Consider the following 25,976-nt stretch of genomic DNA (forward strand, 5'->3'; position numbering starts at 1 on the left):
TTTAACTCTCACTCAAATGACGGCGGATCCGGCAACGGTCCGACCGGCGTCCGCGCTGACCAGCGAAACCGCGTCGGCCGGCGAAAAGAGTTTCGCCAGGTCGATGATGACAACGAATCCAGTTTCCCGGCGCACGACGCCCGCAATATATTCGGACGGCCAACGCACCCCGATATCGGGGGCGCTTTCGACCGATTGATGTTTGAAGGACGTGACCTCGAAGACCCGGTCGGCAACGAGGCCGAGCGTTAGCGCCTTGTCGGCGATTTTCACATCGATGACGAGGATGCGGGTATGCGGGGTCTTTGTCGTTCTGGACATGCCAAGGCGCAGGCGCAGGTCGATGACCGGTACGCCTTGGCCTCGCACGTCGCGCAGGCCGAGCAGATAGTCCGGCCCATGCGGAATGCGGAAGGCATCCTGATGATCCAGGATCTCTCTGACCACCTCGACGGGAACGGCAAAGCATTCGTCGTCGAGGCCGAAGGTCACATATTGGGCTTCTGAGTCGGGCACAGCCATTTACGCGCTCTCCTTGAATTCGGCATCATCGGCGTCAGGCCCACCCATGGACATGTCGAGGGAGAAGCCCTTGAGGCGGGCCTGCTGTGCGGCGACGCTGTTGTCGGCGCGGGCAGCCGGTGCCTTGGCAATCGGGGCCTTGGCAGCAGACCTGGACTTTGCCGGGCTGATCGCCTGATGGACAGGATGGTGCGCGGCCTGGGCCTTGCGTGCATTCGCCTGATCGACCTTGAAGAAGGCGATCGAGGCCTGCAGCTCCTCGGCCTGGGCGGCAAGCTCTTCGGAGGTTGCCGACATCTCTTCCGAAGCGCCGGCATTCTGCTGCGTTACCTTGTCGAGCTGCTGGATCGCTTCGTTGATCTGCGAGGCGCCGATATCCTGCTCGCGGCAGGCAGCCGAGATCTCGGCGACGAGTTCGGCCGTCTTGCGGATGTCGGGAACGAGACGCGAGAGCATTTCGCCGGCCTCGGTCGCGACCGTGACGGTTTCGCCCGAGAGGCTGGAGATTTCGGCGGCTGCGGCCTGGCTGCGTTCGGCAAGCTTGCGCACTTCGGAGGCGACGACGGCAAAGCCTCTGCCGTGCTCGCCGGCGCGGGCGGCTTCCACTGCCGCGTTGAGGGCGAGCAGGTCGGTCTGGCGCGCGATTTCCTGAACGATGGAAATCTTCTCGGCGATGGTGCGCATGGCGTTGACGGCGCGGTCGACGGCCTGGCCGCTGACCTCGGCATCCCTGGCGGACTGGCGGGCGATCTTTTCCGTCTGGGCGGCATTGTCGGCGTTCTGCTTGATGTTGGCGGCCATCTCCTCCATCGAGGCCGAGGCCTCTTCGGCAGAGGAGGCCTGTTCGGTGGCACCCTGCGAGAGCTGCTCGGACCCGGCCGATAGCTGCTGGCTGCCCGATGATACGTTGTCGGAGGCAGACAGCGCATCGGCGACGACACCACGCAGCCGCTCGATCATCGCGTTGACATGGCCAAGAAGCTCGCCGATTTCATCCCTGGTGGTGATTTTGGCGAATTCCGTCAGATCGCCCTCGGCAACCGTCTGAACCGTGTTGACGGCGCGGTTGATGCCCCTGTTGATCGAAAGAATAATCGCGATCGCCGAAACGAGCGCGATGATCGATGCCGCAGATGCTATGGCGATCAGGATGGACCGTGCGTTTGCATAATCGTTTGCAGCATCCTGGTCGGCCTGCTTCAGCCGGGCGCGTTCGGTTTCGAATGTCTGGGCCAACACACTGTCGATCTTGGCGCTCGTTTCACGCGCCGCGGTGGACGAAACGTGAAGCGCCCCGGCGCTGTCGCCGGCAAGCATCATGCTGCGAATGCGGTCGTCGGCATCACGCCAATTGGCGCTAAGATCCTTGATCTGCGACCAGAGAGGCATGTCCTGATCGGTGGTATTGTCAAGGATCTTGGCGAAATCGGCGTCAAAGGTCGTGCGTGCGGCATCGCTCTTTGCGATATAGTTCTTGGTCTCGTCGACCGAACCGGACGACAGCATGTTTTTCTGCTGCCTCAGCTGTTGGAGAACGGCGATATCCAGATTCTGGGCCAGCCGGAGACGTTCCGCGGGTCCTGACAGAGTATCGGACCAGTTATTGTTGACCTGGCCGAGGGTTGTGATGCTGTAGATGGCCGTGCCAACAAGCATGGCGATCACGACAGCAAAGGTTAGAAGCAGCTTGAGCTTTATCGTAAACCGCATTTGTTAGCTTCCTTGTTCCACAAATTATGCCGTTGCTCTGACCGCACTTGCCCGCTGCGAAGAGAAGATCGCCTGCAAGTTCGGGATGATGATGAATTCGCGTTCGCGCTTTACGAGGGCGTGGATGTAATCGGCGCGCCAGCGCATGCCGACGATGGGGGGCGGCTCGCTCGCGGATAGCGATAGCTGCGTGACTTCGTGAACCTTGTCGGTGCGGATGCCGATCAGCGTCGTCTCGCCGTCGAGCTCCAGCTCTGTCACCACGATGCGGCTGTCGATCGTGACATTGGCCGCTTCCATGCCGAAAGCGACACGAATGTCGGCCAGCGGGATTACCTTGCCGCGGAAATTGATGACGCTGCCGACGAAGGGCAGACTGCCGGGAACGTTGGTTTCGGGCAGCAGGTCCAGAATTTCCTGTACGACGACCGCGTCGATGGCGAAGGTTTCGCCATTGAGGCTGAACGTCAGAACCGAAAGCTCTTCAGCGTCTTTCCAGACAGCGCGATAGTCGGATTTCAAACCTGTCTCACTCATCCTGCTGCCCGCAATTGCGCCTCCTGATGTTGTCCGGCTGCGATCAGATGCGCGACATCGAGGATCAGAGCCACGTTGCCGTCACCGAGGATGGTCGCGCCTGAGAAAGTCGAGACTTGGTCGTGGAGCTTCGACATCGATTTGATGACGGTCTGATGGTCGCCGATGATTTGATCGACGACGAGGCCGACCTGCTCGCTGCCGGTCGAGATGACCACGACTTTTTGATAGGGGTCCGGCTCGGTGCCGGTGCGAAACAGTTCGCGCAGGCGAAGGAAGGGCACCAGCTTGTCGCGCAGCGAGATGAAGCTGCGGCCGCGCGACCGCAGATCCTGTTCTACCGAGAGCTCGAGGCATTCCTCGACAGCGGTAAGCGGGATGACGTAGCGCCCATTGCCCACCCGCACGAGAAGCCCGTCGATGATGGCGAGCGTCAGCGGGATCCGCAATGCGATATCGGAACCCTTGCCGAATTCGCTCGTAATGTCGATCGACCCGCGCAGCGTCTCGATCGTCTTCTTGACCACGTCCATGCCGACGCCGCGGCCGGAGAGGTTGGTGACTTTCTCCGCCGTGGAAAAGCCGGGCTGAAAGATGAGCTGCAGCAGGTCCTTGTCCGAAAGCTGGGCGCCGGGCTGGATGAGCCCGTTGGCCTCGGCCTTCGCACGCACCTTCTGGCGATCGATGCCGCGACCGTCATCCCTGATGGAGATCACCACTTCACTGCCGGTCTGGTGCGCAGAGAGGATGACTCGCCCGGTCATGGGCTTGCCGGCTGCGGCACGATCGTCCGGGCCTTCCAGCCCATGATCGATGGAGTTGCGCACAAGGTGAACGAGCGGGTCGGCGAGGCGATCGATGACCGTCTTGTCGACTTCCGTGGTTTCACCCTCGGTGACAAGCTCGATATCCTTGCCGGTCTCGCGTGCGAGATCGTGGACCAGGCGGCGGAAGCGGCTGAAGAGGCTTGCGACCGGCATCATGCGCAGGACCATCATCGTGTCCCGCAGCTCGCCGGCCAGACGCTCGATCTCTTCCGAGACCGAGCGAAGGCCGAGATCGGCGGCCGAATTTGCCATCTGGCTAAGGCGTGACTGGGCAATCACCAGCTCGCCGACCCGGTCCATCATCTCGTCGAGACGCAATGCGGGAATGCGGACATTGTCCGCCTGCTTTTGCGACTTTGTATCGGCAGGCTGAACCTTGCCTGCCTCCGTCGGCGGGATTGCGGCTTTGGGTGGCTCGCTCGCCGGCGACTGTCGTGGGCTCAGGGCGGCGGGCGTGGGATTGGGTTGTTTTGGAGCCGAATGCTCCGTGAGCTCCATCGTCATCTCGTCCATCACGAAGATGAATACGTCTTCGATCTCGGAGCGCGGCTTTTCGGTTGTCAGATGAATCGTCCAACCGATGTGGAGATCGCGCGGATCGAGGTCTTGAAGCGGCGGAATGGCCCCGATATCAGCCTCAATCCGGCACTCCCCGAGCTCGCGCAACTCGTCCAGAAGACCGAGCGGATTGGTGCCGTTGGCCATGGAGTTGGCTGGGAGGCTGAATTTCAGCTGCCATGCCTTGGCCCCGCCGGCGATGGAGCCAGAGCTGATCGAGGTCGAGGCCGGCGGCGTGATAACGGGCGCTGCGGGCGCATTTTGCGGGGCAGTGGCGCCAACTGCATTACGCAGGTTCTCCAACAGAATGGAGCTCATGGCTTCATGATCGCCGTTCGGATTTTCCAAGAGCGCCTGCATGTGGCCCTGCGCGTCGAGAACGGCGGCCACCAGCTCCTTGGTGGCCGCAGCCTCGCCCCTGCGAACCCGGTCGAAGGCCGTTTCGCAATGATGGGTGAAGGCGGCCAGTTGATCGAAGCCGAACATGGAGCCCGATCCTTTCAGGGTGTGAAGCCCCCTGAAGACCGCATCGATCTGAGCCCTGTCGCTCAAGTCGCGCATCAGATCGAGAAGTCCGGCCTCGATCAGTTCGAGCTGTTCGGCGGCCTCTGTCCTGAAGACGGCGATCGGATCGAGATCGTTCATCTGCCCAGCACCTTGCGCGCGATCTTGACGAGGGTATCGGGCTCGAAAGGCTTGGTCAGCCAGCCTGTCGCGCCGGCAGCCTTTGCCTGCTGTTTCAGGTCGCCGTCCGACTCGGTGGTCAGGAAGATCACCGGCGTTCCCATATAGGCCGGCAATTGCCGCAGGCCGCGGATCATGGTCAGCCCGTCCATATTGGGCATGTTGAGATCGGTGACGATCAGATCGAAATTGCCAGCCTTCAGCTTGTTGAGGCCGTCGGCGCCATCAACCGCTTCGGTGACCGAATATCCGGCGCCGGTGAGTGCAATGCGCGTGGTCAGCCGAATGCTGGCGGAATCATCGACGGTGAGAATATTGGCGCTCATGCTGCTTTTCCTTCTAGCCAGAAACTGTCTTGTTGCCGGTCCCCGCAAAGGAGACCCGCGCGCTGCAGGACGGCCAGAAAATTGCCGTCTGCCGGCTTGTTCAAAGCGATCGTCACACCCGCCCGCTCGGCCGTGTGTCGGGCGGAAAGAAGTAGTTGCGGCAGGGTGAGATCGATGTCCGCGTTGCCATCTATGTCGATGATCAGGGACCGGCTAAGCGATGCCGATTCCTGAAGGTAGACCTGGATGATGTCCCTTGCGTTTGTGATCGTCTTGATGGTCAGTGGACCGCGAAGATGCAGTATTTCCATTTGTCCGCTCATGCCGAACCTCGGGATAGTTGAAATGTGGGCGCGGTTTTCGACGTCTGCTGCGGCGTCACGGGATCGCCGTCGGACAGCTGCAGCTCGAAAAGACCCTTTATATCCGCCCAGCGGCGGCAGAAGGCCGCGACACAGGCGGGATCGAAATGCGTTCCGCTGCTGTTGACAATCTCGCGGAACGCTTCCGCGATCGGCCAGGCGGGCTTGTAGGAGCGCTTGGAGCAGAGTGCGTCGAAGACGTCGGCTATGGCGACGATACGGGCCTCAAGCGGGATGGAGGATCCTGAGATTCCCTTGGGATATCCGGTCCCATCCCATTTCTCGTGGTGGCTTTCGGCAATCCTTTGGGCGGTCTGGATCAATTCGCTTGAGCTGTCGTTCAATATCTCGCTGCCGAATTCGGCGTGCCGCTGCATTTGGCGGCGCTCCTCGGCGCTCAAGGGCCCGGGCTTTGAGAGGATGGCGTCCGGCAAGCCGATCTTGCCGACATCGTGCAGGGCGCTGCCAAGAAAGATCATGCGGGATTGGCGTGCGCCCACACCAAGTTCCTCGGCGATCATCCGCGCGACGATGGCGACCCGGTCCAGATGGTCCGCCGTCTCGCCGTGGCGGGCGGCGATCGCCTTGGAGAGGCGCCAGATGATTTCCTCCTCGTGCCGCTCTACCGTCTTCATCGCTGCGTCGAAATCGCGCTGCAGGCTTGCCGCCTTGGCTGCGAGTGCCAGCCGCTCCTCTCCGATGCTGAGAATGTTGCGAACGCGTATCGTCAGCTCCGTCTCGTCGATCGGCTTGGTGAGGAATTCGGTGGCTCCTGCCTGCATCGCAGCCAGCTTGATGTCAGTCTCCTTGCGGGATGTGATCATGATAGCGGGAACGTGGGCCGTAAGCGCATTCCTACGGACATGGGTGATTACTTCGATACCGTTCATGTCCGGCATCATATAGTCCACGAGAATGAGGTCGGGCGTTTGGTCATCAAGCCGCTTGAGAGCCTCTCTCGGCTGCAAGAACGACAGGACCTCGCTGCCGCTGATCGCTTCGACCGCTTGGCAAAGCTTGGCGACAACGGAAGGACTGTCGTCTATTACGAAGATGCGCATAGTGACCCCGCTAAGCGTCCGCGTTGTCACGCGCGGATCCGCTCACGATTATCGGCTTGGATGTTTGGATGACCTTTCGGATGAAAGGGCCGCGTCACAATGATTGTGAATCTTGGCTCAGGTAACGAAATCGTTAAATGGCTAACGGTGCGTTAAACTCGGCTTCAACCAGTGCGCGACTTTGCAATTAACTGCGATAAAGTGATAGCGTTGCGTTTTTCTGATATAAAATGCACGCTGGAGTATCAGCGATGACGACCAGTGCGTGTTGAAGACGGCGAAACGCCGTATAGGGCGCGATAGCGCGCAGCAAAATATCCCATGTGACTGAAGCCCCAGCGAGCAGCAATATCGGATATGTTCTCGTCTGCATTGCCATGAAGCAGATCATGGTGGATTTGCTGCAACCGCAATCGCTGCACATAGCTCAAGGGGTTCATGCCCAGGTTCTGCCGAAAGGACATCTGCAGTCCGCGGACGCTTTGTCCGGCGTTCCTTGCGATGTCAAGAACGGTGAACTCTTCCCCCAGGTGCGCCCGGATCCAATCCAGCGCCCGCTTCAAATTGCGAGGGCGCGCCGTCTGTGGCGCGGCTTTTGCCGCCGATCTCGGCCATGACTGCACGAAAGTGGCAACAATCGCCTCCTTGAAGAGGGAGGCACCAAGCGGCGAGCCGGCAAAGAGATGATCGTCCGGCTCCAGAAGCAGGTCTGCCATTCGATAGAGCGTTCGCACACCTTTGTCGGCGATGTCGGCCATTCTGTCGAAACGTCCGAAGAACAACTCAGGATCTTCGTCCGTCACATCTATCAGCGGCAGGCAGAGCGCGCGTGGTATTGCAAGTGCGATCTTGCGGGCGTCGCGCGAGGCTCTGAGCCGTATGAAGCCGTGAGACAGCAACATGAACGTCGTTCCGGCCGTTGCCGTGAACTCCTGATCCTCCGTTTCAACCTGAAATGTGCCGCTCTCGACGAAGTGCAGTTCTATGCGGTCGCTGTGACGAAACAGATAACGGATTTCATAACCCGTTTCGGAAAATATCTTCCAAGCCGTCATCTTCCGAATCATCGCGAGCGTCACGTCGATGTGAAAATCCGATGCTTCCGATCCCCGGTTCAGGGAAACCGATATGTTGGTTGCCCTCAGGCTTTCCTGTAGCTCCGCAGGCTCGCAGGACGACCATGCATATTTGTCGACGGCAACATTCATCTTCGTTCAATCAGCTTCGACGGGCTTGTTTGCGGGTAAATCGCAATCGGCACCGATGGCCTGAAAAAGGTACTGGCGCTCTCGAGCGTAATGTCTACTCCCCGGGTCTTGCCCAAAGCTTTAGCGCTCTCAGTCCGAAAGCTGAGGTTGCTGATCGGCCCATTTCACACGTCATGTTAACTCCGTATTTCTTTGTTCGCTTTAGTTTGCGGTAAGCGGTCTTAGGCGGAGTCCAAAAGAATTATGGTGCATGCAGCGACAAGCCGGCAATTTACTCTTCCCGAGGATGATGTCATCGGTCGGTTGGAAGGCGCCCGGCTGCAGATCGAGCAGCGTTTTCTGGACGGCGGCGCCGTCCTTCTCACGGTGACAGAAGTTCTGGCCAAGCTGGTCAATCTGCTGGAAGATATCGGCGGCTCGCTGAAGGAGGAAAACGCAGCCGAAGCGACCGCCCGGCTGCTTCAGACAGTCGATCTGCTCAACAAGTTGCCGCCCGCGGAAGTTCGTCGTCAGGAGTGCGTGGTCTCTATTGGTCAAACCGGGCGGCTTCTCGCCACGCAGGTCCTCTCCATGGAAGAAACCCTGCGGTACCTCAGAACCTTTGCTGCGACAGCGAAAATTGCGGGCGCGCGAATTCCGGATTTCTCCAGTTTTGCCAGCGAGATCGTCGAACGCATTGAGTTCGCCACCGGCGAGGTCAAAGCACTTTCGGGGCAGATCCGCGTGCTTGAAAACGGGATAAAATCAGCGGCGGCAAGCGAGGACGGCTCGCTCGGACAATATCTGGATGAGATACCGTCCATCGTCCAGCGCCTTCTGTCGAATGCACAGGAGATCCAGACCCAGCGCCGCGGTCTGTCGACATTGGCCGATACCGTTGCCGGGCTTGCGCGCCGGATTCAGAACAAGGTCGCCCACACCCTCTCCGCGATGCAGATCGGCGATATCACGCGGCAAAGGGTCGAGCATTGCCAGGCCGTCTATTCGATCACGGATGCCTATCTTGCCTCCCAGGCGTCCCTCAATCTTTCCGCGACTGATCGCAATCGCATCACGGCTCTGACGACGACCCTCGTCTTCGAGCTGCTCAGCGAGACAACGGACGGTTTCAACCGCGAGACCGCAAAAATCGTCGACAACATTCGTAGCTTCAGGGACGATATCGGCACCCTGCTCGACCTCTATCAAACCATGATGTCGCAGAGCGGGCAGGACGGGCGCAGCCCGATCAATTCGCTGCGCGGTGATCTTTCCGCCGCCCGGGCAGTCGTCGATCGCATTGATGTCGCCGCGGCTGGAGCAAATCGGCTCAGCGAAAAGACGAGCGAGATGGTCAAGGAGCTGACCACGAGCATTCTGACCATCCAGCTCGTGCGTCGGGACATCCAATACATGGCGCTCAACACCAATCTGCGCTGCGGCAAGCTTGGCGAAGAGGGGCGGGCAATTAACGTGGTCGCCGGAGAGCTGCGCTCGTTCGCATCGCTTCTCGATGAAGATGCGGAAAAAATCCTTATCGGGTTGGGCATGCTTGAGGGCCAGACTGCCGGCCTGAAGGACTGGCGGCAGAGCGATGACCAGGATAGTTCGTCGGGTTCCGGTGCGCATATCGATGCCGCTTTGCTGCACATTACCGAGGCTGGCGCATCCATGGATGTCAACGTGAAGGAGCTTCGCCGCTGTGGCGAGGATATGACCTCCAAGGTCGCCGAGGTCGTCAACAGCCTGGATTTCCGGGCGGGAATCGGCGAAACGCTCGCATCCTGCACGGAGGAAGCCGGTCGTGATTATTGCGCTGTCGAGGATTTGATCGGGCTCGAAGCGCCGCTAGCTGCCATTTCGGAGCGCATCGCGAAAATCTATACGATGGCGGCAGAGCGCGAGATACATGCGAGTGTTTTTGGCGTGGCGACAGCTCCGGCCAGTCACGGACCGACGACTGGCAATGATGAGGAGTTGTTTGCAGAGGCTCTCTTCTGATCAGTCAGGTCTGGAAATCACCGAATACGTCCTGCCGGTCAGGAGTTTGACGCGCTCGTCCACTTTGCCGCATAGCAGGACGATGATGTTGCGAAGAAGTAGATCCATCACCGCTGTTGTGGTTGGCGCGCAGTCCTAGAGGGGCGCGCGCGAACCCTGGGGGTGACGAGCGATCTTCCCGGAAGGCGATGGCGCTTGCAACTTGTAGAGCGCGCGGTTCGCCATATGCCGACAGCCCCGCAAGCAAATGCCACAATCTGCGGCCCTCAAATTCCGTCGTCCTTTTTAAGCTGTCGAAAATTATCGACTCTGATCGACCGTTTCATCAGATAGGTTGGCGTGCGCTCGAGGAGGCGGAAGATCCTGTCGCAGTGGCGGCGGAGCAGCTGTCACAATAAGAGCCAAACGAATTCGCTGTATGTTGATGGCCGGGTCGTGCCCAGAAGTCCCGCTTGGTGGTGGTTGCGAGCGGGCGTAGCAGCATCGCTGCAAAGCATTTGAGATCACTATCCTCTATAGGTTGAGTTTTTTAATCGACAACTCAACCTGATCTTAAAGATTATGCCTTATAGCGTGAACCATGGAGGCAACGTCACGTCGGCATGATCTGGATTTTATCAGGGTCGCAGCATTCATGCTGCTGATCGTCTATCATGTCAGCCTGATGTATAATTCCAGGGGCTTTCTTCTGAAGGCACCGGACAGCTCTCCCATCTTTGACATTATCCATCTGTGGACCCACCCTTGGCGCATGTCGCTGCTGTTTTTGATCTCAGGCGTCGTCACGGGGATATTGCTGACACGGCAAACTCCCGAGGTGCTGAGGAAGGCGCGAACGAGGCAGTTGCTGGTTCCGCTGCTGGTTGGAATGCTGTTTCTGATCCCTCCCCAAATGTATGTCTGCCTGAATACCAGCCTGGGGGTCGACATCAGCCTCCGAGACGTCTTCTGGCACTATCTGACCCTGACGCCCATTCCGCTGCCCGACGGACGTGAGGTCAATCTCTTCTGGATGCAGCACCTGTGGTACCTCGCCTATCTCTGGACCTATACCGCAATCCTGACGCTTGTCGTATCGGCCTGGCCGAAGTTGCTGCCCCTCGCGGGGGATCGGCTGACGCCCCGGCTGGCGGGCAAGTGGATACTGATATTTCCCGCCATACTGTTCATCTTGCTCAGGCTCACGCTGCGGCCGGCCTTCCCCCCGACACTCAATATCCTCACCGACTGGTACAGCCATAGTATCTATCTGATGTCATTTCTGCTCGGTGTCGTGATGGCCATGCGCAGCGAATGCTGGGAGGCGGTCGTCGACGCGCGAAAACCCGCCCTGATCCTGGCGCTGGGTTGTGCGGTGCTTCTGACGATGCTCTTCCCGGGCCTGCCTGCCGGCGAGCCTGACATGTGGCAGGCATTTGCGGGAAGGGTGCTTGCCGGCACGTTCCAATGGTGTGCGATCGTCGCAATTCTCGGATACGCAAAGGTCTGGCTGAATTCGGAGAACGCCGTTGTCCGCTATCTGAACAGGGCAGTGCTGACCTACTACGTGCTTCACCAGACGGTCATGTTGGTTATTGCCTACTGGTTGCGTGAGTTTGGGTTGATGTCCGCCTCGTCTTTCATCCCGATCGTGGTTGCGACGCTCGCCGTCTGTGCGTTGTGTTACGAACTGAAACGACGTTTGGAAATCTCCTGGAAAGCCAGGATCCGCGCTGGCATTGCCTAACGCATGGATATCTCGATGTTCACCCGGCATGGGCTCCCTGGAGCAATCTCTCTGGTTCAGGGTTAAGAGGGCGTCCGGTGCGCCGACACTCGGCCCCGGCTTTCACGATATCCACTCGCCGCACATTCCCGAGGTCGAGAAGATGACCGATCTTCTGTCCTTGCCGCGAAAGCGTCTTCGGGACTTAGCGCAGGCCTTATCAACATCTTAAATGAAGGATCGGTGATGGAACCTGTTGACGCAAATTTAACCTCGTCTACTATATATAGTGTTCGAGGTTCCTTCGATTCGCAAGGATTGGAGGCTAAGATGGGAATACGGTCGCCGAGCATGATGCTCGTCAAGCCGTAGCTGCCCCCGCAACTGTGAGCGGCGAGTATTTGTTCTGCATGTGCCACTGAGGAATATATGCCTCGGGAAGGCAAGAGCAAATACTTCGACCCGCAAGCCAGGAGACCTGCCTCGAGCAATAGCGTCCACGGGCGGGGTGTCCGGATGGCGAGCGATGGTTTGCGGCAGCTCGCCGTTGCCGTCGCTTTCCCCGAATGGCCCGCAAAGGTTACTTCGAGGTGTGAAGTCCATGTCTTTGAGTATCCTTATCTGCCTGCACGACTGACGGCCGCCTAAGCGTCCGGCAGTCGGTTGTGCCCGCCGCCATTTTTCAGATTGCCGAACGGGTGTCGCCCGACGCCCGGACGATCTCGCACGCCTGTCATATATACGAGGACATCCATGAGCATTACCGTCTACAGCAAGCCCGCTTGCGTCCAGTGCACCGCGACCACACGCGCCCTCGACCGCCAGGGTATCGATTACACCATCGTCGACGTGTCCACCGATACTGAAGCCTACGAGCTGGTGCAGGGTCTCGGCTATCGTCAGGTCCCGGTCGTTATCGCCGGCGAGCAGCATTGGGCTGGCTTCCGCCCCGACATGATCAGCGCGCTCGCCTGAGGAACCGGGCGGTGGGCGAGATCGTCTATTTCTCCAGCAGATCTGAGAACACCCATCGCTTCGTTGCCAAGCTTGCCTTGCCGGCCGCTCGCATTCCGCTCGGCGCGGGTGAAGAGCTTCGAGCGGCCCGTCCTTACGTTCTCATTGTCCCTACCTATTGTGGTGAAGGGGGCAAGGGTGCCGTGCCCAAGCAGGTGATCCGCTTCCTCAACGATGCGGATAACCGTTCAAACATCCGCGGGGTCATTGCCGCGGGCAACAGCAACTTCGGGGCGACGTTTGGTATCGCCGGCGACATCATCTCCACCAAATGCCGGGTACCGTATCTGTACCGGTTCGAGCTTTTGGGCACGGAAGAGGATGTCGTGAATGTCAGACACGGATTGGAACGATTTTGGACACGCTAAGCTCTTCTTTGTCGCGGCACGCGGCCGAAAAACCGCTTCACACTTTTTCTCATCCCGCGAGCGACCGGCCATCGAAGGTCACGGAAACGGCATTGGATTATCACGCCCTCAACGCCATGCTGAACCTCTACGACGAGCAGGGTGGTATCCAACTCGACAAGGACCGCTTGGCGGCCAAGCAGTATTTCCTCCAGCATGTCAACCAGAATACGGTGTTCTTCCATAACCTGCGGGAGAAGCTCGATTACCTGGTGACGGAGGGCTATTACGAACGGGAGGTGCTGGACCAATATTCCTTCAACTTCGTGCGCGATCTCTTCGATCATGCCTATGCGAAGAAGTTCCGCTTTCCGACGTTCCTCGGCGCTTTCAAATATTACACCAGCTATACGCTGAAGACCTTCGACGGAAAGCGCTATCTGGAGCGCTATGAAGACCGTGTCTGCATGGTAGCCTTGGCGCTGGCGCGCGGCAGCGAGCAGCTTGCCCATGACATGGTGGACGAGATCATTTCCGGCCGCTTCCAGCCGGCGACGCCCACCTTCCTCAATGCCGGCAAGAAGCAGCGCGGCGAACTGGTTTCCTGCTTCCTGCTGCGCGTAGAAGACAACATGGAATCGATCGGCCGCGCCATCAATTCCGCGCTGCAGCTTTCCAAGCGCGGCGGCGGCGTGGCGCTGTCGCTCACTAACATCCGCGAGGCCGGCGCGCCGATCAAGCACATCGAGAACCAGTCTTCCGGCATCATCCCGGTGATGAAGCTGCTCGAAGACTCCTTCTCCTACGCCAACCAGCTCGGAGCCAGGCAGGGCGCGGGCGCCGTTTATCTCAACGCCCATCACCCTGATATCATGCGCTTCCTCGACACCAAGCGCGAGAATGCCGACGAGAAGATCCGTATCAAGACGCTGTCGCTCGGTGTCGTCATTCCCGACATCACCTTCGAGCTCGCGAAGAACAATGACGACATGTATCTGTTCTCGCCTTATGACGTGGAGCGCGTCTATGGCGTGCCTTTCACGGAAATATCGGTGACGGAAAAGTACCGCGAGATGGTGGCCGACAGCCGCATCCGCAAGAAGAAGATCAAGGCGCGCGACTTCTTCCAGGTGATTGCCGAAATCCAGTTCGAGAGCGGCTATCCCTACATCATGTTCGAGGACACGGTGAACCGCGCCAACCCCATTGCCGGCCGCATTACCATGAGCAATCTCTGCTCGGAAATCCTGCAGGTGAGCGAAGCGAGCGAATACAGCGACGACCTTTCCTACACGCATATGGGCAAGGACATCTCCTGCAATCTTGGCTCCCTCAACATCGCAGCCGCGATGGACAGCCCCGATTTCGGCAAGACGATCGAAATGTCGATCCGCGCGCTGACGGCAGTCTCCGACATGAGCCATATCTCGTCGGTGCCTTCGATCGAAAAGGGTAATGACGACAGCCACGCCATCGGCCTCGGCCAGATGAACCTGCACGGCTATCTTGCCCGCGAGCGCATCTTCTACGGCTCCGAGGAAGGCGTCGATTTCACCAACATCTATTTCTATACTGTGACCTATCACGCCATCCGTGCCTCGAACCTCCTAGCGGTCGAGCGCGGGCAGAGCTTCAAGGGCTTCGAGAACTCGAAATACGCCTCCGGCGAATACTTCGCCAAATATACCGATCAGGCATGGGTGCCCGCGACCGAACGTGTGGCCGAACTGTTCGAAACGGCCGGCATCGCCATCCCGACGCAGGAAGATTGGGCGAAGTTGAAGCAGGCCGTGATGAAGGGCGGTCTATATAACCAGAACCTGCAGGCCGTGCCTCCCACAGGTTCGATCTCCTATATCAACCACTCGACCTCTTCGATCCATCCGATCGTCTCCAAGATCGAAATCCGCAAGGAAGGCAAGATCGGCCGCGTCTATTATCCGGCCGCCTTCATGACCAACGACAATCTCGATTATTATCAGGACGCCTACGAGATCGGGCCGGAAAAGATCATCGACACCTATGCGGCCGCCACCCAGCATGTCGATCAGGGCCTGTCCCTGACGCTGTTCTTCCGCGACACGGCAACCACGCGCGACATCAACAAGGCGCAGATCTACGCCTGGAAGAAGGGCATCAAGACCATCTATTACATCCGCCTTCGCCAGATGGCGCTGTCCGGCACCGAGGTGCAGGGCTGCGTTTCCTGCGCCCTCTGATTTCCGGTTTGAAAAAGGACATTCCCGTGAACATGCAATTCAAGCCGGTAAGCCGCATTCGCGCCATCAACTGGAACCGTATCGAGGACGACAAGGATCTCGAGGTCTGGAACCGCCTGACCGGAAATTTCTGGTTGCCCGAAAAGGTGCCATTGTCGAACGACATCCCGTCCTGGGCAACCCTGAAGCCGGAGGAGCAGCAGCTCACCATCCGCGTCTTCACTGGCCTGACCCTGCTGGACACAATCCAGAACGGCGTCGGTTCCGTGAGACTGATGGCCGATGCCGCCACGCCGCATGAAGAGGCGGTGCTGTCGAACATCTCCTTCATGGAGGCCGTGCACGCTCGATCCTACTCATCGATCTTCTCGACGCTCTGCTCGACGCCGGATGTCGACGATGCCTATCGCTGGTCGGAGGAGAACGAATTCCTGCAGTGCAAGTCGACGCTGATCATGGAGCAATATGCTTCCGGTGATCCGCTGAAGAAGAAGGTCGCCAGCGTCTTCCTCGAAAGTTTCCTGTTCTATTCGGGCTTCTACCTGCCGATGTTTTGGTCGAGCCGTGCCAAGCTCACCAACACCGCCGACATGATCCGCTTGATCATCCGCGATGAGGCGGTGCATGGCTACTACATCGGCTACAAGTTCCAGCGCGGGCTTGAACGGCTGCCGGAGGAGCGCCGGCAGGAGATCAAGGACTTCGCCTTCGACCTCCTGCTCGAACTCTATGATAACGAGGCTAGGTATACCGAGTCACTCTATGACGGTGTCGGCTTGACCGAAGACGTCAAGAAGTTCCTGCACTACAACGCCAACAAGGCGCTGATGAACCTTGGCTACGAGGCGCTCTTTCCCGCGGAGGCCTGCAAGGTCAATCCGGCGATCCTCTCGGCGCTGTCGCCGAATGCCGACGAGAACCATGACTTCTTCTCCGGCTCCGGCTCGTCCTATGTGATCGGGAAGGCAGTCGCGACCGAAGATGAAGATTGGAATTTCTAGGACTGGGTGATCCGTCCGCACGGCGTCGTGGGTCGCCCTGACGCCGTGGGCCTACTCGGGCGCCGGTTTTCCGCCGGCCACGCCCGGCAAGCCGAAAGCCTGTTGGAAGTAGTTCCGAAATGCCTGCATCGCAGGCGTCAAGGCGTTACCCGCACGCCATGCAAGTCCGACGTCCATGGCCGGTACGGTTTCCTGGATGTTGATCGTCTCGATGCGACGGCCTTCGAGCGACCACGGCCGATATACCATGTCGGAGAGGATGGCGACGCCCTGGTTGTTCGCGACCATGGACCGAACGGCTTCCACCGATGAAGTGCGAAGCGTGACATTCGGTTGGTAGGGGGTCTTGCTCCAATATTTGAGCGATGACTGGGCGGCTTCGTCCACCGTCAGCATGATGTAGGGCTCTTGCGATATTTCCTGCAGCCCCACGCCCTTTCGCCGCAGCAGGTGATGTTGCGCCGGAACCCAGAGCCTGCGCACCGAGCTCAACAGCGTCTCTGTCGTGATCATCGGGTTGAGAATGTTCGAGGTGAGCAGGACGGAAAGGTCGTAGCGGTTGGTCAGCAAACCTTCCTCGATCGATTCCCTGTTCAATTCATAGAGTTGCACCCGCAGTTTCGGGAAGAGCCGGCGTATCCGCTCGATGTGCATCGGCAGGAAATAGCCGATCACCGTGTAGGTGGCCGCGACGACCAGTTCGCCCTCGACATCGGTGTTGATGAAGTTGAGTTGCATCGCCTCGTCGATCTTGGCGAGGATCTCGTAGGCATGCGACAGGAACTGCCGTCCTGACGAGGTCAATTCCATCCCCTGCGCCGTGCGGGCGAAGAGGGGAACGCCGACGATCTGCTCGAGCTCCTTGATGGCGGCGGTTATGGCGGATTGAGAAATATTCTGGCTGATCGCCGCCTGGGAAACCTGCCCATATTCTGCGGTTGCGACGAAATAGCGAAGCTGGCGAATGCTGAGAGCCACCGAACCGTCCCTCCAATAAATTCAGACTACTGCACTGCAAAAATGAATAATGCTGGTCAAAACTGCATCATCTTCAAGAGCAATTTTTGAGCATGCCTTGTAACTATATATTTTATCGCGATTTTTTCCGCATCACTCCGACGCATCATTATCATATTTTCAGATATTACTGCTCAAAAGAATCTATTTTTCAAGCTGCCAATTAGACCCTACCGTACTGATGAGGAAGGCGCCCGCCGAGGGATGCCTTCGGTACCGATCTACCAGTGAGGATTGCGGGTTTGAAGCGAACGGTGGATATCAACTGTGATATGGGGGAGGCGTTCGGCCGGTGGCGTATCGGCGATACCAGCGATGAGCACCTCATAGCGCATATAAGCTCCGCCAACATAGCGGCGGGCTTTCATGCCGGCGATCCCAATCTCATCAATGACACGGTAAAACTAGCCGCCGAGCACGGCGTCGCGGTCGGCGCGCACCCGGGATACAACGACCTGCAAGGTTTCGGACGCCGAAAGATCTCGGGCAGCAACAAGGAAATCGTCAACGACATCGTCTACCAGGTCGGTGCGCTTCGCGAGTTCTGCAGGCGTCACGGCACCAGCATGCAGCATGTCAAGCCGCATGGCGCTCTCTACATGGAGCTTGCTGCCAATCCGGAGCTGTCGGACGCTTTCATCGAGTACATGCGCACGACCGCACCCAATGCGCCCATTTTCTGCATGTGGAACTCAGCGACCTACGAGGCCGCCAGGCTGCTCGGCCATCCGGTCGTCAGGGAACTCTACGCTGATCGCGATTACGACGACAATGGCTGGATCGTCTTTACCCGCGATGCCGGGCGGCCCGATCCCAAGGCGATCGCCAGGAAGGTCTTGCGCGCCTGCACCGAAGGAAAAGTGCGCACCGTCCAGGGAAGGGACATCCCAATCGAATTTGAATCCATCTGCTTCCATTCCGATACGCTCGGAGCGTTGGATATCGTCCGCGAGATGCGCGAGGCGTTGGTGGCCGAAGGAATTCGGATCGCGCCTGTTTCCCAGATATTAGAACAGCAAAAATGAGGGGCTATCATGAGCAAAGCTGAAATCAGATCACCGCTGCCTGGCACCTTCTACAGGGCCTCGTCGCCGGATGCTCCTCCATTCAAGGCCGATGGTCAGGACGTCGCGGAAAGTGACATCGTCGGCGTAATCGAAGTCATGAAGACCTTTCATGAGATCCCGGCGGGGCTTTCCGGAAGGAACATCACCTTCCTCATCGACAACGAAGAGCCGATCATGGCCGGCCAGGTCATCGCGGAGGTAGAACAGTGACGATCAGCTCCGTTCTCATCGCCAATCGCGGCGAAATCGCGGTTCGCATCATCAAGGCCGCCAAGGCCCTCGGTATCCGCACGGTGCAGGTGCACAGCGCCGCCGATGCCGATATGCTGGCGGTGCGGCTGGCGGACGAGGCGATCAATATCGGACCGCCGGCGCCGAAGAAATCCTATCTCAACATCGAGGCCGTCATCGCGGCTGCCAAGGCCGCGAATGTCGATGCGGTGCATCCCGGCTATGGCTTCCTATCGGAGAATGGCGATTTCGCCGATGCCGTCGCGGCGGCCGGTTTGACGTTCATTGGCCCGAGTGGCGATGCCATTCGCCTGCTCGGAGACAAGGTTGCGGCGCGCGAGGTTGCCAAGCGCGCCGGCGTGCCGACCGTGCCCGGCAGCGGCGGGCGCATTTTCGATCTCGCTGAGGCTCACGAGATTGCCGAGCGTATCGGCTTCCCGGTGATGATCAAGGCTGCCGCCGGCGGTGGCGGCCGCGGCATCCGCATCGTGGAATCGCTTGCGGATCTCGACAAGCAGTTTCCGCTTGCCGCGGCTGAAGCGCTGGCCGCTTTCGGCGATGGCGGTCTTTATATCGAGAAGGTCATTTCCCGTGCGCGTCATGTCGAGGTGCAGATCTTCGGCGATGGGGAGAATTTCATCCATCTCCATGAGCGTGAATGCTCGTTGCAGCGCCGCCGTCAAAAGGTCTGGGAGGAGGCGCCGTCGCTCCTGCTGCCGCAGATCGTGCGCCAGAAGCTCTGCGAGAGTGCCGTCGCGTTGGCAAGAGAGGTTGGGTACAAGGGCGCCGGCACGGTCGAATATCTCTACGACGAAGATAGCAGCGAATTCTATTTCATCGAGGTCAACACGCGCATCCAGGTCGAGCATCCGGTGACCGAGATGATCACAGGCGTCGATCTTGTCCAGGAGATGTTCAGGGTCGCCGGCGGCGCGCCGCTTTCCGTCACGCAGGACGATATCCGCCCGCGCGGACATGCCATCGAATGCCGCATCAACGCCGAGGATCCCTTCAAGGGTTTCGTGCCGGCCCCGGGGCTTGTCGAGCGCCTGGTGGTTCCCGAGGGAGACGGCATCCGCTTCGATACCATGCTCTACGAAGGCTATACCGTTCCGCCCTTCTATGATTCCCTGCTGGGCAAGCTCATTGTCTGGGGTGAGACAAGAGGCGAATGCCTGATAAGGCTTGGTCGAGCGCTCGACAACCTTGTGATCGAGGGGCTGGCGACGACCATTCCGCTGCATCAGGCACTCGTCCGCTCTTCGGCCGTGCAAATTGCGGCCTTCCATACGCGCTTCCTGGAAGGGTGGCTTGAAACCGAATTCTCTCCCAAAAATCATATTCGATCGGAGGTCGCCTGATGCCCGCGCGCTATAGTTTCGGAGGGGATGAACACCTCTTCATCGAATGCAGCGATGAGATGTCGCTGGAAGCCTTCTTCAAGAGCCTGTCGATGGCAACAGCCGTGCGGGAAAGCCAGATCAAGGGCGTCACCGAGATCTGCCCCGCCAATGCCTCGTTCCAGGTCAAGTTCAACCCGGATATCATCAAGCCCGACGACATGATGAAGGAAGTCAGGGCGATCGAGGTCGATGCCGAAAAGGCGGAACCCGTGCTCAAGACGCGGATCGTCGAAATCCCCGTCTTCTACAACGATCCCTGGACCCATGAGACCTTGATGCGCTTTCGCGAGCGGCACCAGGAGCCTGAGGGCACCGATCTCGACTACGCCGCCAGGATCAATGGCTACGATGCCGTCGGCAGCTTCATAGAGGCCCATCACGGCTCACCGTGGTTCGTTTCCATGGTCGGCTTCGTCGCCGGCCTTCCCTTCATGTATCAGATGGTCGAGCGGGAGCGGCAGATCGAGGTGCCGAAATATCTGCGCCCGAGAACCGATACGCCGCGGCTGACGGTCGGCCATGGCGGTTGCTTCGGCTGCATCTATTCGGTGCGCGGCGCCGGCGGCTATCAGATGTTCGGCATCACGCCCATGCCGATCTTCGATTCCAGCCAGACGACGAGCTATCTCCGCGATTTCATGGTCTTTTTCCGCCCGGGCGACATCGTGAAGTTCAAGCCTATCGATCGTGCCGCCTATGACCAGGCGGTCGAGGATGTCGACAGGGGCAGGTTTTCGCCGCCGATCCGCGAGGTCACTTTCGATCTTCGCGAATTCCAGAAGGACATCGACGGCTACAACACCAAGCTGGAGGGCACGCTCTATGCCCATTAAGGTCATACATCACGGCGTTTCCACCAGCGTTCAGGATCTCGGCCGCCCGGGCTATTTTCATCTGGGCATTCCCATGGGCGGCGCCATGGATCGCTACGCGTTTCGGGCAGCCAACCTTTTGGTCGGCAACGACGAGGGTGCGGCCGGCCTCGAGGCGGTCTTCATGGGGCCGAAGCTCGAGTTCACGCAAGATGCGCTCGTTGCTGTTACCGGTGCGGACATGCCCGCCAAGCTCGATGGCGAACCGGTCCCCGGCTGGACTGCTTTCAAAGTGAAGAGCGGTCAGGTCCTGACCTTCGATTTTCTGAAGTCCGGCGCCCGCATCTACATCGCGGTTGCCGGCGGCATCGATGTGCCGATCGCCCTTGGCAGCCGGTCGACCTATCCGATCGGCGCACTTGGCGGCTACAAAGGCAGGGCGCTTGCGCCGGGAGACGAACTGCCGGTCGGCCAAGGCGGCCTTGACGGCGAAGGGCGCACTATTGCTGAGGACCTGCGCCGCAAACCGGGAGCGCCGGCGGAACTTCGCGTGCTGCCGGGCCTCTACTGGGACAGGCTGACGGACGCGGCGAAGGCGAACTTCTTTGCCGACACCTGGAAGGTGGCGCCGGAGGCCGATCGCATGGGATATCGCTTTCGCGGCGGTCGCAAGATCGAGTTCGTCGAGCGCAAGCAGTCGTTCGGAGCCGGCTCCGATCCGTCCAACATCGTCGACAGCTGCTATCCCTATGGTTCCATCCAGATCCCGAGCGGCACGGAGCCAATCATCCTGCATCGTGATGCGGTCTCGGGCGGCGGCTATTTCATGGTCGGCACCGTGATTTCAGCCGACATGGATCTGATCGGGCAGCTTCAGCCGCATACGCCGACACGATTCATCGAGGTTTCGATGGACGAGGCCTTGGCTGCACGAAAGCACCGGGCTTCGCTGCTCGATAAGCTCAGATCCACGTTTAACTGAGCATCTGCCCGTTTCGGCTTCTAAACTGCCAATGGGTGCGTCATCCAAGAACTCGCAAGACAAATACACCGGCCCTTGATAGGGCCGGCATTTTCATCGTTGCACAACGAGGCCGTAACCCGCTCTTACTTGTTCAACGCATCCTTCAGCGCCTTGGCCGGCGTGAAGGTGAGCTTCTTTGCGGCGGCCACCTTGATGGTCGCGCCGGTCGATGGATTGCGTGCTTCCCGTGCCGGCGTGTCCTTGACCTTGAACTTGCCAAAGCCCGGGATCGATGTCTCGGCGCCGGAGGTTGCAGCTCCGGTGATGGCGGCGAAGACGGCTTCGACGACAGCCTTGCTCTGAGCCTTCGTCAGCTTGTGGTCTGCGGCAATTTTGTCTGCGATTTCGTTGGTGGTGGTCATCATGCTTCCCCCGGGTTGTTTACGGTTGAATCATTTCCATCGTAATCGCCCAATGTCACGCGCTGCCCGGGTCTCAGAGGGCTCATACACCGGCATTTCCACAATTTCCGATGGGAAGAGCCTCATTTTCGGGCTTTTCCCTACCGGTTCCAGGAGATGCGGTGCCGCTTGTTGTTCTGTCGCGACACCTCCTTCTTTCCACTTTTGCTGATTCTTCCCTCCGGGCACGCACCACGGCGGTCTCGCCAAAAGGCATAATCTGGATGGACAAAATGATGGATCCATCACGTCTCGAGCCGCGTTATGCCAGCGATGCTGGTCATGGGGCCGGTGACGGTATAGATGCCTCACGATGACAAATAACGGGAACAAGCAATGGAAGACGCGATCAAGATAGATAACCGCGGTGACTTCGGTCTGTGGGCCATCGAAGTTGCAAAGCAGATCGTCAGCGAGCAAGGTTTCGGCCTCGCCAAGGCAGCCCGAGACGGTACGGACGAAGATGTCCGCGTAGCCGGCGGCGCCCTCGGGCAGGCGATCACCAACGCGCTCATGGAAGTCTACGATGGTTTGCTCGATGGTGCGGATGAAGACTAGGCCGGAGCGCTGGCATCCCGCTGCCAGCGAGGGGCCGAATGCTCACGCATCATGGTCGATGCGCGGGCGGAGCCGGGAAATCCAGAACGCTGTTCGTGTAGGTTTCGACCAGCGTGCTGAATGGCGTACCATCCGGCAACTTCAGCACTGCGCGATGTTCGAGAAGAAACGGGGGCAGCGTCAGTTGCCCCGTGCCGGCGGACGGCAGATCGGCTTTCATCTCCCATCCTTCGGGAAGAGGTGACCAAAGCAATTTGGCTGACAGGTTCGTGCGGGTGAAGTTGAGTGACTGAACGGCTCGGCCAAAGGCGATATCGGATGTGTTCAGCGCCTCGTTCATGTCAGCCGTCAGTTTTGCCGGCACATACCAATTATCGGCTTCCGACAGGACGCGATCGCCACAGGCGAGACGAACGCGACGATAGGCAATCGGAACATCCGGCCCCACAGCCAGCAGCTCACGGATATGGGCATCGGCCGGCTTATCCTGCCCATGCACGCGCTGCGCCAGGATCTTGGAGCCCGCCGGCGCAAGCTTATGCGCGGCACACCAGCGGTCGAGCGTCAAGGTGGCGCTGGCATTGCTGAGGAGATTGGCATTCAGCGTCTGGAGGACCGCAAGGGCTTCCACCCGCGATGTCGGGGTGTCGGGCCATTGCGACGGAGCGGCTGAATCCTGAGCCATCAAAGCGTGGGCCGACAGCATGGCGGCCGCGGAGCCGGCAAGAGCTGCGACCCGGACGAATGTCGAAAGGCGAAAAGGCATGGGAAAGGAAATCCTCTATATGAATATGTCTTGTCGGTCAGAATTGACGCATCTAACCTCTTGAAAGGCCATGCTTGCAAGCTCAATGGCGGCATAGATGGAGAGGGCTTTCCCGGCGGCAAGGTCCAGAGCGAACAATGGTCTCGATCGTGGCAATGAGCGGAGCAGTGTAGCGAACGACCGGACCCACGACCATCGGCGTCGACCGAGGCACCGCCGGAAGCCGCCCTTGGCGATCTGCGCCGCCACAAGGGCAAGCGCGCTTCCGTACACCACCAACACTCAAAAGCGCCTGAATGCCAAAAGGCACGGGATCGCCATAGGTGGTGACGCACCGGACAAGGTTGCTTTTCGCGACTGTGATAACGACGCAGTCCTTATCGAAGGCGCGTATTTTCTGGCCGCTCTGTTCCAGTGCCAACTTACAATCGCCATTTGGCATCCCCATATGATCGACAGATTGTCTTTCTGCCCAATGACAGGAGAACCAATGTTCAGTGCAGTTCCGCGTTTCGCCAAGATCGCAGCCATCGTCGTCCTCGCTGCCGCATCGTCCTTTGCGAGCTTTAGCGATGCTGATGCTCGCCGTGCTGGCTCCAGCGGATTCGGCAGCCGCGGAACCAGGACTTTCGACACGCCTGCCATTACGCGGACAGCGCCAACCCAGGCCGCTCCGATCGACCGGACGATGACACCCCAGACGCAGACCGCGACGCAGCCGCCGATCAACGCGCAGCCTCGTCCCGGCCTTTTTGGCGGCTTCGGCGGGTCGATGATCGGCGGATTGATCGCCGGCGGCTTGCTTGGCATGCTGATCGGTCATGGTTTCGGCGGCGGCTTCGGCTTCCTCGGCATGCTGCTGCAGATCGGCCTGATCATCGCGGCGATAAGCTTTGCCATGCGCTTCTTCGCTAACCGCCAAAGAACGAACTATGCGGCATCGGCGCCGGGCACATCCTATAACACAAACAGCATGAATGCTTCGCAGCGTCCCTCCTTCTCGATCCCGCCGATCGGTGGCAGCGCGGCGAACGCGAAGCCGGCGGCGCGGCAGGCGAATGACGAGATCGGGCTGAAGCAGCCCGATCTCGAACGCTTCGAGCAGCTTCTCACCAAAATTCAAACGGCCTACGGGTCCGAGGATTACGCCACGCTGCGCCAGCTGAGCACACCCGAAGCCATGTCCTATCTTGCCGAGGAGCTTGGCGAGAACGCGACCAACGGCGTCCGCAACAGCGTTTCCGATGTTCGCCTGTTGCAGGGCGATATCGCCGAAGCCTGGCGCGAGGACAGTGCCGAATACGCGACGCTCGCCATGCGCTATTCGAGCATCGACGCGATGGTCGATCGCACGACTGGAAAGCTCGTGGATGGCGACGATCGCAATCCCTCGGAAACCACCGAGATCTGGACCTTCGTGCGCAGGCCGGGTTCGGACTGGAAGCTCTCCGCGATCCAGGGGACAGGGCCTCACGGCGCCTGAACCCGCATTCGGCAAAAATTGCCCTCGCGAAAGATCGAGGGCAATCGCTGACGCTTGTCGAAGAGATCTACGCACCCCCAAGGCGCTTCAGCAACTCCTCAATGAAGACCTTCAAGCGGGCGCTTTGATGTCTGCGTCGGGCTTGCTGCGAACCGAATGAGGGAAGACGAGCCCTATCGGGCTACCCTTTGGAATCTCCCAGGACACCCAAATGAGACGAATGTGGAAACGATACCGCATCCGTCTTGACTCATTGGATGAGTCCATTAATCTCAATGTGGAAACGTTACCATACTGGGAGGAACTGGATGAAATCCGCGCGGCTCAACCGCCTTTTCGGCGTGTCCGGCAATTGTTTCGACGTCGCCATCGATCATGGCATGTTCAATGAACGGACCTTCCTCGCCGGCATTGAGGACATGAAGACGGCCATCCATGTGATCGCCGACGCCGCCCCCGATGCCATCCAGCTTCCACCGGGGACCGCGCCACTCTTGCAGGCGATCCCCGGCAAGCATCGCCCGGCGTTGGTCCTGCGCACGGATATCGCCAACATCTATGGCAATCCCCTGCCATCAGCGCTGTTTTCCGAAATGATCGACCGCGCGGTGGAGCAGGGCGTGGCGCTCGACGCGGCCTGCGTCGTCGTCAATCTCCTGATGCTACCGAACCAGCCCGAAGTCTATCGCGCCTGCGTGCGCAACGTGAATAGCCTGAAGCGTGAATGCGAGATCTATGGCATGCCGCTGATGGTGGAGCCGCTGGTCATGCAGGATAATTCCAAGGGCGCTTACATGGTCGATGGTGCGATCGACAAAATCCTGCCTCTGGTGCGTCAGGCCGCCGAACTCGGCGCCGATATCATCAAGGCTGACCCGTGCGATAATGTCGAGGAATATCACCGTGTCATCGAGATCGCCCAGGGCCTTCCGGTGCTGGTGCGCGGCGGTGGGCGCGTTTCTGATCAGGAAATCCTGAGCCGCACCAAGCAGCTGATGGGGCAGGGCGCGCGCGGCATCGTCTATGGCCGCAACGTCATCCAACACCAAAATCCTGCGGGCATGACGCGCGCCTTGATGGCGATCGTCCATGACGGTGCTTCCGTAGAGGAAGCCTCGCGGCATCTCGCCTGACGCATTCTGGGAGGAATGGA

At 59.3% G+C, this 25,976-nt stretch carries 25 protein-coding genes and 1 riboswitch; of the genes, 14 read left to right on the forward strand and 11 right to left on the reverse strand.

The window, feature by feature from the left end:
* Positions 1–12: 12 nt before the first annotated feature.
* From GA0061101_RS16875 to GA0061101_RS16910, 8 genes are all read right to left on the reverse strand, one after another.
* Entirely contained in the window at positions 13–522 is a 510-nt protein-coding gene (locus GA0061101_RS16875) for a chemotaxis protein CheW (RefSeq protein ID WP_037191744.1), read from the reverse strand.
* Positions 523–2,232 carry a methyl-accepting chemotaxis protein gene (locus GA0061101_RS16880; RefSeq protein ID WP_037191742.1) on the reverse strand — a complete coding sequence of 570 codons (1,710 nt, stop codon included), beginning with the start codon at positions 2,230–2,232 and terminating at the stop codon, positions 523–525. It lies immediately after the preceding gene.
* A gap of 24 nt (positions 2,233–2,256) precedes the next feature.
* Positions 2,257–2,769, reverse strand: a complete 513-nt coding sequence (locus GA0061101_RS16885; RefSeq protein ID WP_037191739.1) for a chemotaxis protein CheW — start codon at positions 2,767–2,769, stop codon at positions 2,257–2,259.
* Positions 2,766–4,799: a chemotaxis protein CheA gene (locus tag GA0061101_RS16890; protein WP_092574249.1), complete on the reverse strand. Its 2,034-nt coding sequence runs from the start codon at positions 4,797–4,799 to the stop codon at positions 2,766–2,768. Before GA0061101_RS16890 ends, GA0061101_RS16885 begins: the two co-directional genes overlap by 4 nt.
* Complete coding sequence (locus tag GA0061101_RS16895) at positions 4,796–5,164, reverse strand: response regulator (protein ID WP_034509986.1); 369 nt, start codon at positions 5,162–5,164, stop codon at positions 4,796–4,798. The genes GA0061101_RS16890 and GA0061101_RS16895 overlap by 4 nt, the downstream gene beginning before the upstream one ends.
* Positions 5,161–5,487 (reverse strand): STAS domain-containing protein, encoded by a 327-nt coding sequence (locus tag GA0061101_RS16900; RefSeq protein WP_092574250.1) that lies wholly within the window; start codon positions 5,485–5,487, stop codon positions 5,161–5,163. The genes GA0061101_RS16895 and GA0061101_RS16900 overlap by 4 nt, the downstream gene beginning before the upstream one ends.
* Positions 5,484–6,587 (reverse strand): HD domain-containing phosphohydrolase, encoded by a 1,104-nt coding sequence (locus GA0061101_RS16905; protein WP_037191729.1) that lies wholly within the window; start codon positions 6,585–6,587, stop codon positions 5,484–5,486. The genes GA0061101_RS16900 and GA0061101_RS16905 overlap by 4 nt, the downstream gene beginning before the upstream one ends.
* A 245-nt stretch (positions 6,588–6,832) precedes the next feature.
* Positions 6,833–7,795 (reverse strand): AraC family transcriptional regulator, encoded by a 963-nt coding sequence (locus GA0061101_RS16910; protein WP_052224419.1) that lies wholly within the window; start codon positions 7,793–7,795, stop codon positions 6,833–6,835.
* A gap of 243 nt (positions 7,796–8,038) precedes the next feature.
* On the opposite strand from GA0061101_RS16910, the gene GA0061101_RS16915 reads away from it, so the two are divergent.
* From GA0061101_RS16915 to nrdF, 6 genes are all read left to right on the forward strand, one after another.
* Positions 8,039–9,775: a hypothetical protein gene (locus GA0061101_RS16915; RefSeq protein WP_037191726.1), complete on the forward strand. Its 1,737-nt coding sequence runs from the start codon at positions 8,039–8,041 to the stop codon at positions 9,773–9,775.
* A 580-nt stretch (positions 9,776–10,355) separates the two neighbouring features.
* Positions 10,356–11,501 (forward strand): acyltransferase family protein, encoded by a 1,146-nt coding sequence (locus GA0061101_RS16920; RefSeq protein WP_081938673.1) that lies wholly within the window; start codon positions 10,356–10,358, stop codon positions 11,499–11,501.
* A gap of 258 nt (positions 11,502–11,759) precedes the next feature.
* Positions 11,760–11,980, forward strand: a riboswitch (cobalamin riboswitch).
* A gap of 253 nt (positions 11,981–12,233) precedes the next feature.
* Positions 12,234–12,455, forward strand: a complete 222-nt coding sequence (gene nrdH / locus GA0061101_RS16930; protein ID WP_037191719.1) for a glutaredoxin-like protein NrdH — start codon at positions 12,234–12,236, stop codon at positions 12,453–12,455.
* 11 nt (positions 12,456–12,466) lie between these two features.
* Positions 12,467–12,862 carry a class Ib ribonucleoside-diphosphate reductase assembly flavoprotein NrdI gene (nrdI, locus tag GA0061101_RS16935; RefSeq protein WP_037191717.1) on the forward strand — a complete coding sequence of 132 codons (396 nt, stop codon included), beginning with the start codon at positions 12,467–12,469 and terminating at the stop codon, positions 12,860–12,862.
* Positions 12,850–15,060, forward strand: coding sequence for a class 1b ribonucleoside-diphosphate reductase subunit alpha (gene nrdE / locus GA0061101_RS16940; RefSeq protein ID WP_092574251.1), 2,211 nt, complete (start codon positions 12,850–12,852; stop codon positions 15,058–15,060). Before nrdI ends, nrdE begins: the two co-directional genes overlap by 13 nt.
* Before the next feature lie 32 nt (positions 15,061–15,092).
* Positions 15,093–16,061, forward strand: a complete 969-nt coding sequence (nrdF, locus tag GA0061101_RS16945; RefSeq protein ID WP_202032847.1) for a class 1b ribonucleoside-diphosphate reductase subunit beta — start codon at positions 15,093–15,095, stop codon at positions 16,059–16,061.
* 51 nt (positions 16,062–16,112) lie between these two features.
* On the opposite strand, the gene GA0061101_RS16950 is transcribed toward nrdF, so the two are convergent.
* Positions 16,113–17,039: a LysR family transcriptional regulator gene (locus GA0061101_RS16950; RefSeq protein WP_037191712.1), complete on the reverse strand. Its 927-nt coding sequence runs from the start codon at positions 17,037–17,039 to the stop codon at positions 16,113–16,115.
* Between the two features lie 281 nt (positions 17,040–17,320).
* Here GA0061101_RS16950 and GA0061101_RS16955 point away from each other — a divergent pair, with 281 nt between their 5' ends.
* Genes GA0061101_RS16955 through GA0061101_RS16975 form a run of 5 tightly spaced genes read left to right on the forward strand, consistent with a single transcriptional unit; the run spans position 17,321 to position 21,573 of the window.
* Positions 17,321–18,103 carry a 5-oxoprolinase subunit PxpA gene (locus GA0061101_RS16955; protein WP_037191711.1) on the forward strand — a complete coding sequence of 261 codons (783 nt, stop codon included), beginning with the start codon at positions 17,321–17,323 and terminating at the stop codon, positions 18,101–18,103.
* 9 nt (positions 18,104–18,112) lie between these two features.
* Positions 18,113–18,355 carry an acetyl-CoA carboxylase gene (locus tag GA0061101_RS16960; RefSeq protein WP_037191710.1) on the forward strand — a complete coding sequence of 81 codons (243 nt, stop codon included), beginning with the start codon at positions 18,113–18,115 and terminating at the stop codon, positions 18,353–18,355.
* Complete coding sequence (locus GA0061101_RS16965) at positions 18,352–19,737, forward strand: acetyl-CoA carboxylase biotin carboxylase subunit (protein ID WP_037191709.1); 1,386 nt, start codon at positions 18,352–18,354, stop codon at positions 19,735–19,737. The genes GA0061101_RS16960 and GA0061101_RS16965 overlap by 4 nt, the downstream gene beginning before the upstream one ends.
* Positions 19,737–20,612, forward strand: coding sequence for a 5-oxoprolinase subunit B family protein (locus GA0061101_RS16970; RefSeq protein ID WP_037191708.1), 876 nt, complete (start codon positions 19,737–19,739; stop codon positions 20,610–20,612). The genes GA0061101_RS16965 and GA0061101_RS16970 overlap by 1 nt, the downstream gene beginning before the upstream one ends.
* Positions 20,602–21,573 carry a 5-oxoprolinase subunit C family protein gene (locus GA0061101_RS16975; RefSeq protein ID WP_037191706.1) on the forward strand — a complete coding sequence of 324 codons (972 nt, stop codon included), beginning with the start codon at positions 20,602–20,604 and terminating at the stop codon, positions 21,571–21,573. Before GA0061101_RS16970 ends, GA0061101_RS16975 begins: the two co-directional genes overlap by 11 nt.
* A gap of 125 nt (positions 21,574–21,698) precedes the next feature.
* Here GA0061101_RS16975 and GA0061101_RS16980 read toward each other — a convergent pair whose 3' ends face one another.
* A complete protein-coding gene (locus GA0061101_RS16980) occupies positions 21,699–21,977 on the reverse strand; it encodes an HU family DNA-binding protein (RefSeq protein WP_037192047.1) in 279 nt (92 codons plus the stop codon).
* Between the two features lie 375 nt (positions 21,978–22,352).
* Here GA0061101_RS16980 and GA0061101_RS16985 point away from each other — a divergent pair, with 375 nt between their 5' ends.
* Positions 22,353–22,574: a hypothetical protein gene (locus tag GA0061101_RS16985; RefSeq protein ID WP_037191705.1), complete on the forward strand. Its 222-nt coding sequence runs from the start codon at positions 22,353–22,355 to the stop codon at positions 22,572–22,574.
* A gap of 49 nt (positions 22,575–22,623) precedes the next feature.
* Here GA0061101_RS16985 and GA0061101_RS16990 read toward each other — a convergent pair whose 3' ends face one another.
* Positions 22,624–23,340 carry a hypothetical protein gene (locus tag GA0061101_RS16990; RefSeq protein WP_037191703.1) on the reverse strand — a complete coding sequence of 239 codons (717 nt, stop codon included), beginning with the start codon at positions 23,338–23,340 and terminating at the stop codon, positions 22,624–22,626.
* A 490-nt stretch (positions 23,341–23,830) separates the two neighbouring features.
* On the opposite strand from GA0061101_RS16990, the gene GA0061101_RS16995 reads away from it, so the two are divergent.
* Positions 23,831–24,823, forward strand: coding sequence for a Tim44 domain-containing protein (locus GA0061101_RS16995; RefSeq protein WP_037191701.1), 993 nt, complete (start codon positions 23,831–23,833; stop codon positions 24,821–24,823).
* A 308-nt stretch (positions 24,824–25,131) separates the two neighbouring features.
* Positions 25,132–25,956: a class I fructose-bisphosphate aldolase gene (locus GA0061101_RS17000; RefSeq protein ID WP_037191699.1), complete on the forward strand. Its 825-nt coding sequence runs from the start codon at positions 25,132–25,134 to the stop codon at positions 25,954–25,956.
* Positions 25,957–25,976: the final 20 nt, after the last annotated feature.

Source organism: Martinezella lusitana (assembly GCF_900094565.1).
Classification (GTDB): domain Bacteria; phylum Pseudomonadota; class Alphaproteobacteria; order Rhizobiales; family Rhizobiaceae; genus Rhizobium; species Rhizobium lusitanum.

Bases quoted from the DNA above. Each gene is read 5' to 3' on its own strand.
- GA0061101_RS16990 (WP_037191703.1), bottom strand. From the start codon at position 23,340: ATGCCTTTTCGCCTTTCGACATTCGTCCGGGTCGCAGCTCTTGCCGGC.
- GA0061101_RS16995 (WP_037191701.1), top strand. From the start codon at position 23,831: ATGTTCAGTGCAGTTCCGCGTTTCGCCAAGATCGCAGCCATCGTCGTC.
- GA0061101_RS16880 (WP_037191742.1), bottom strand. From the start codon at position 2,232: ATGCGGTTTACGATAAAGCTCAAGCTGCTTCTAACCTTTGCTGTCGTG.
- GA0061101_RS16885 (WP_037191739.1), bottom strand. From the start codon at position 2,769: ATGAGTGAGACAGGTTTGAAATCCGACTATCGCGCTGTCTGGAAAGAC.
- GA0061101_RS16915 (WP_037191726.1), top strand. From the start codon at position 8,039: ATGGTGCATGCAGCGACAAGCCGGCAATTTACTCTTCCCGAGGATGAT.
- GA0061101_RS17000 (WP_037191699.1), top strand. From the start codon at position 25,132: ATGAAATCCGCGCGGCTCAACCGCCTTTTCGGCGTGTCCGGCAATTGT.
- nrdF (WP_202032847.1), top strand. From the start codon at position 15,093: ATGCAATTCAAGCCGGTAAGCCGCATTCGCGCCATCAACTGGAACCGT.
- GA0061101_RS16975 (WP_037191706.1), top strand. From the start codon at position 20,602: ATGCCCATTAAGGTCATACATCACGGCGTTTCCACCAGCGTTCAGGAT.
- GA0061101_RS16960 (WP_037191710.1), top strand. From the start codon at position 18,113: ATGAGCAAAGCTGAAATCAGATCACCGCTGCCTGGCACCTTCTACAGG.
- GA0061101_RS16900 (WP_092574250.1), bottom strand. From the start codon at position 5,487: ATGAGCGGACAAATGGAAATACTGCATCTTCGCGGTCCACTGACCATC.
- GA0061101_RS16875 (WP_037191744.1), bottom strand. From the start codon at position 522: ATGGCTGTGCCCGACTCAGAAGCCCAATATGTGACCTTCGGCCTCGAC.
- GA0061101_RS16920 (WP_081938673.1), top strand. From the start codon at position 10,356: ATGGAGGCAACGTCACGTCGGCATGATCTGGATTTTATCAGGGTCGCA.
- GA0061101_RS16980 (WP_037192047.1), bottom strand. From the start codon at position 21,977: ATGACCACCACCAACGAAATCGCAGACAAAATTGCCGCAGACCACAAG.
- GA0061101_RS16970 (WP_037191708.1), top strand. From the start codon at position 19,737: ATGCCCGCGCGCTATAGTTTCGGAGGGGATGAACACCTCTTCATCGAA.
- GA0061101_RS16910 (WP_052224419.1), bottom strand. From the start codon at position 7,795: ATGAATGTTGCCGTCGACAAATATGCATGGTCGTCCTGCGAGCCTGCG.
- GA0061101_RS16905 (WP_037191729.1), bottom strand. From the start codon at position 6,587: ATGCGCATCTTCGTAATAGACGACAGTCCTTCCGTTGTCGCCAAGCTT.
- GA0061101_RS16890 (WP_092574249.1), bottom strand. From the start codon at position 4,799: ATGAACGATCTCGATCCGATCGCCGTCTTCAGGACAGAGGCCGCCGAA.
- GA0061101_RS16895 (WP_034509986.1), bottom strand. From the start codon at position 5,164: ATGAGCGCCAATATTCTCACCGTCGATGATTCCGCCAGCATTCGGCTG.
- nrdH (WP_037191719.1), top strand. From the start codon at position 12,234: ATGAGCATTACCGTCTACAGCAAGCCCGCTTGCGTCCAGTGCACCGCG.
- GA0061101_RS16985 (WP_037191705.1), top strand. From the start codon at position 22,353: ATGGAAGACGCGATCAAGATAGATAACCGCGGTGACTTCGGTCTGTGG.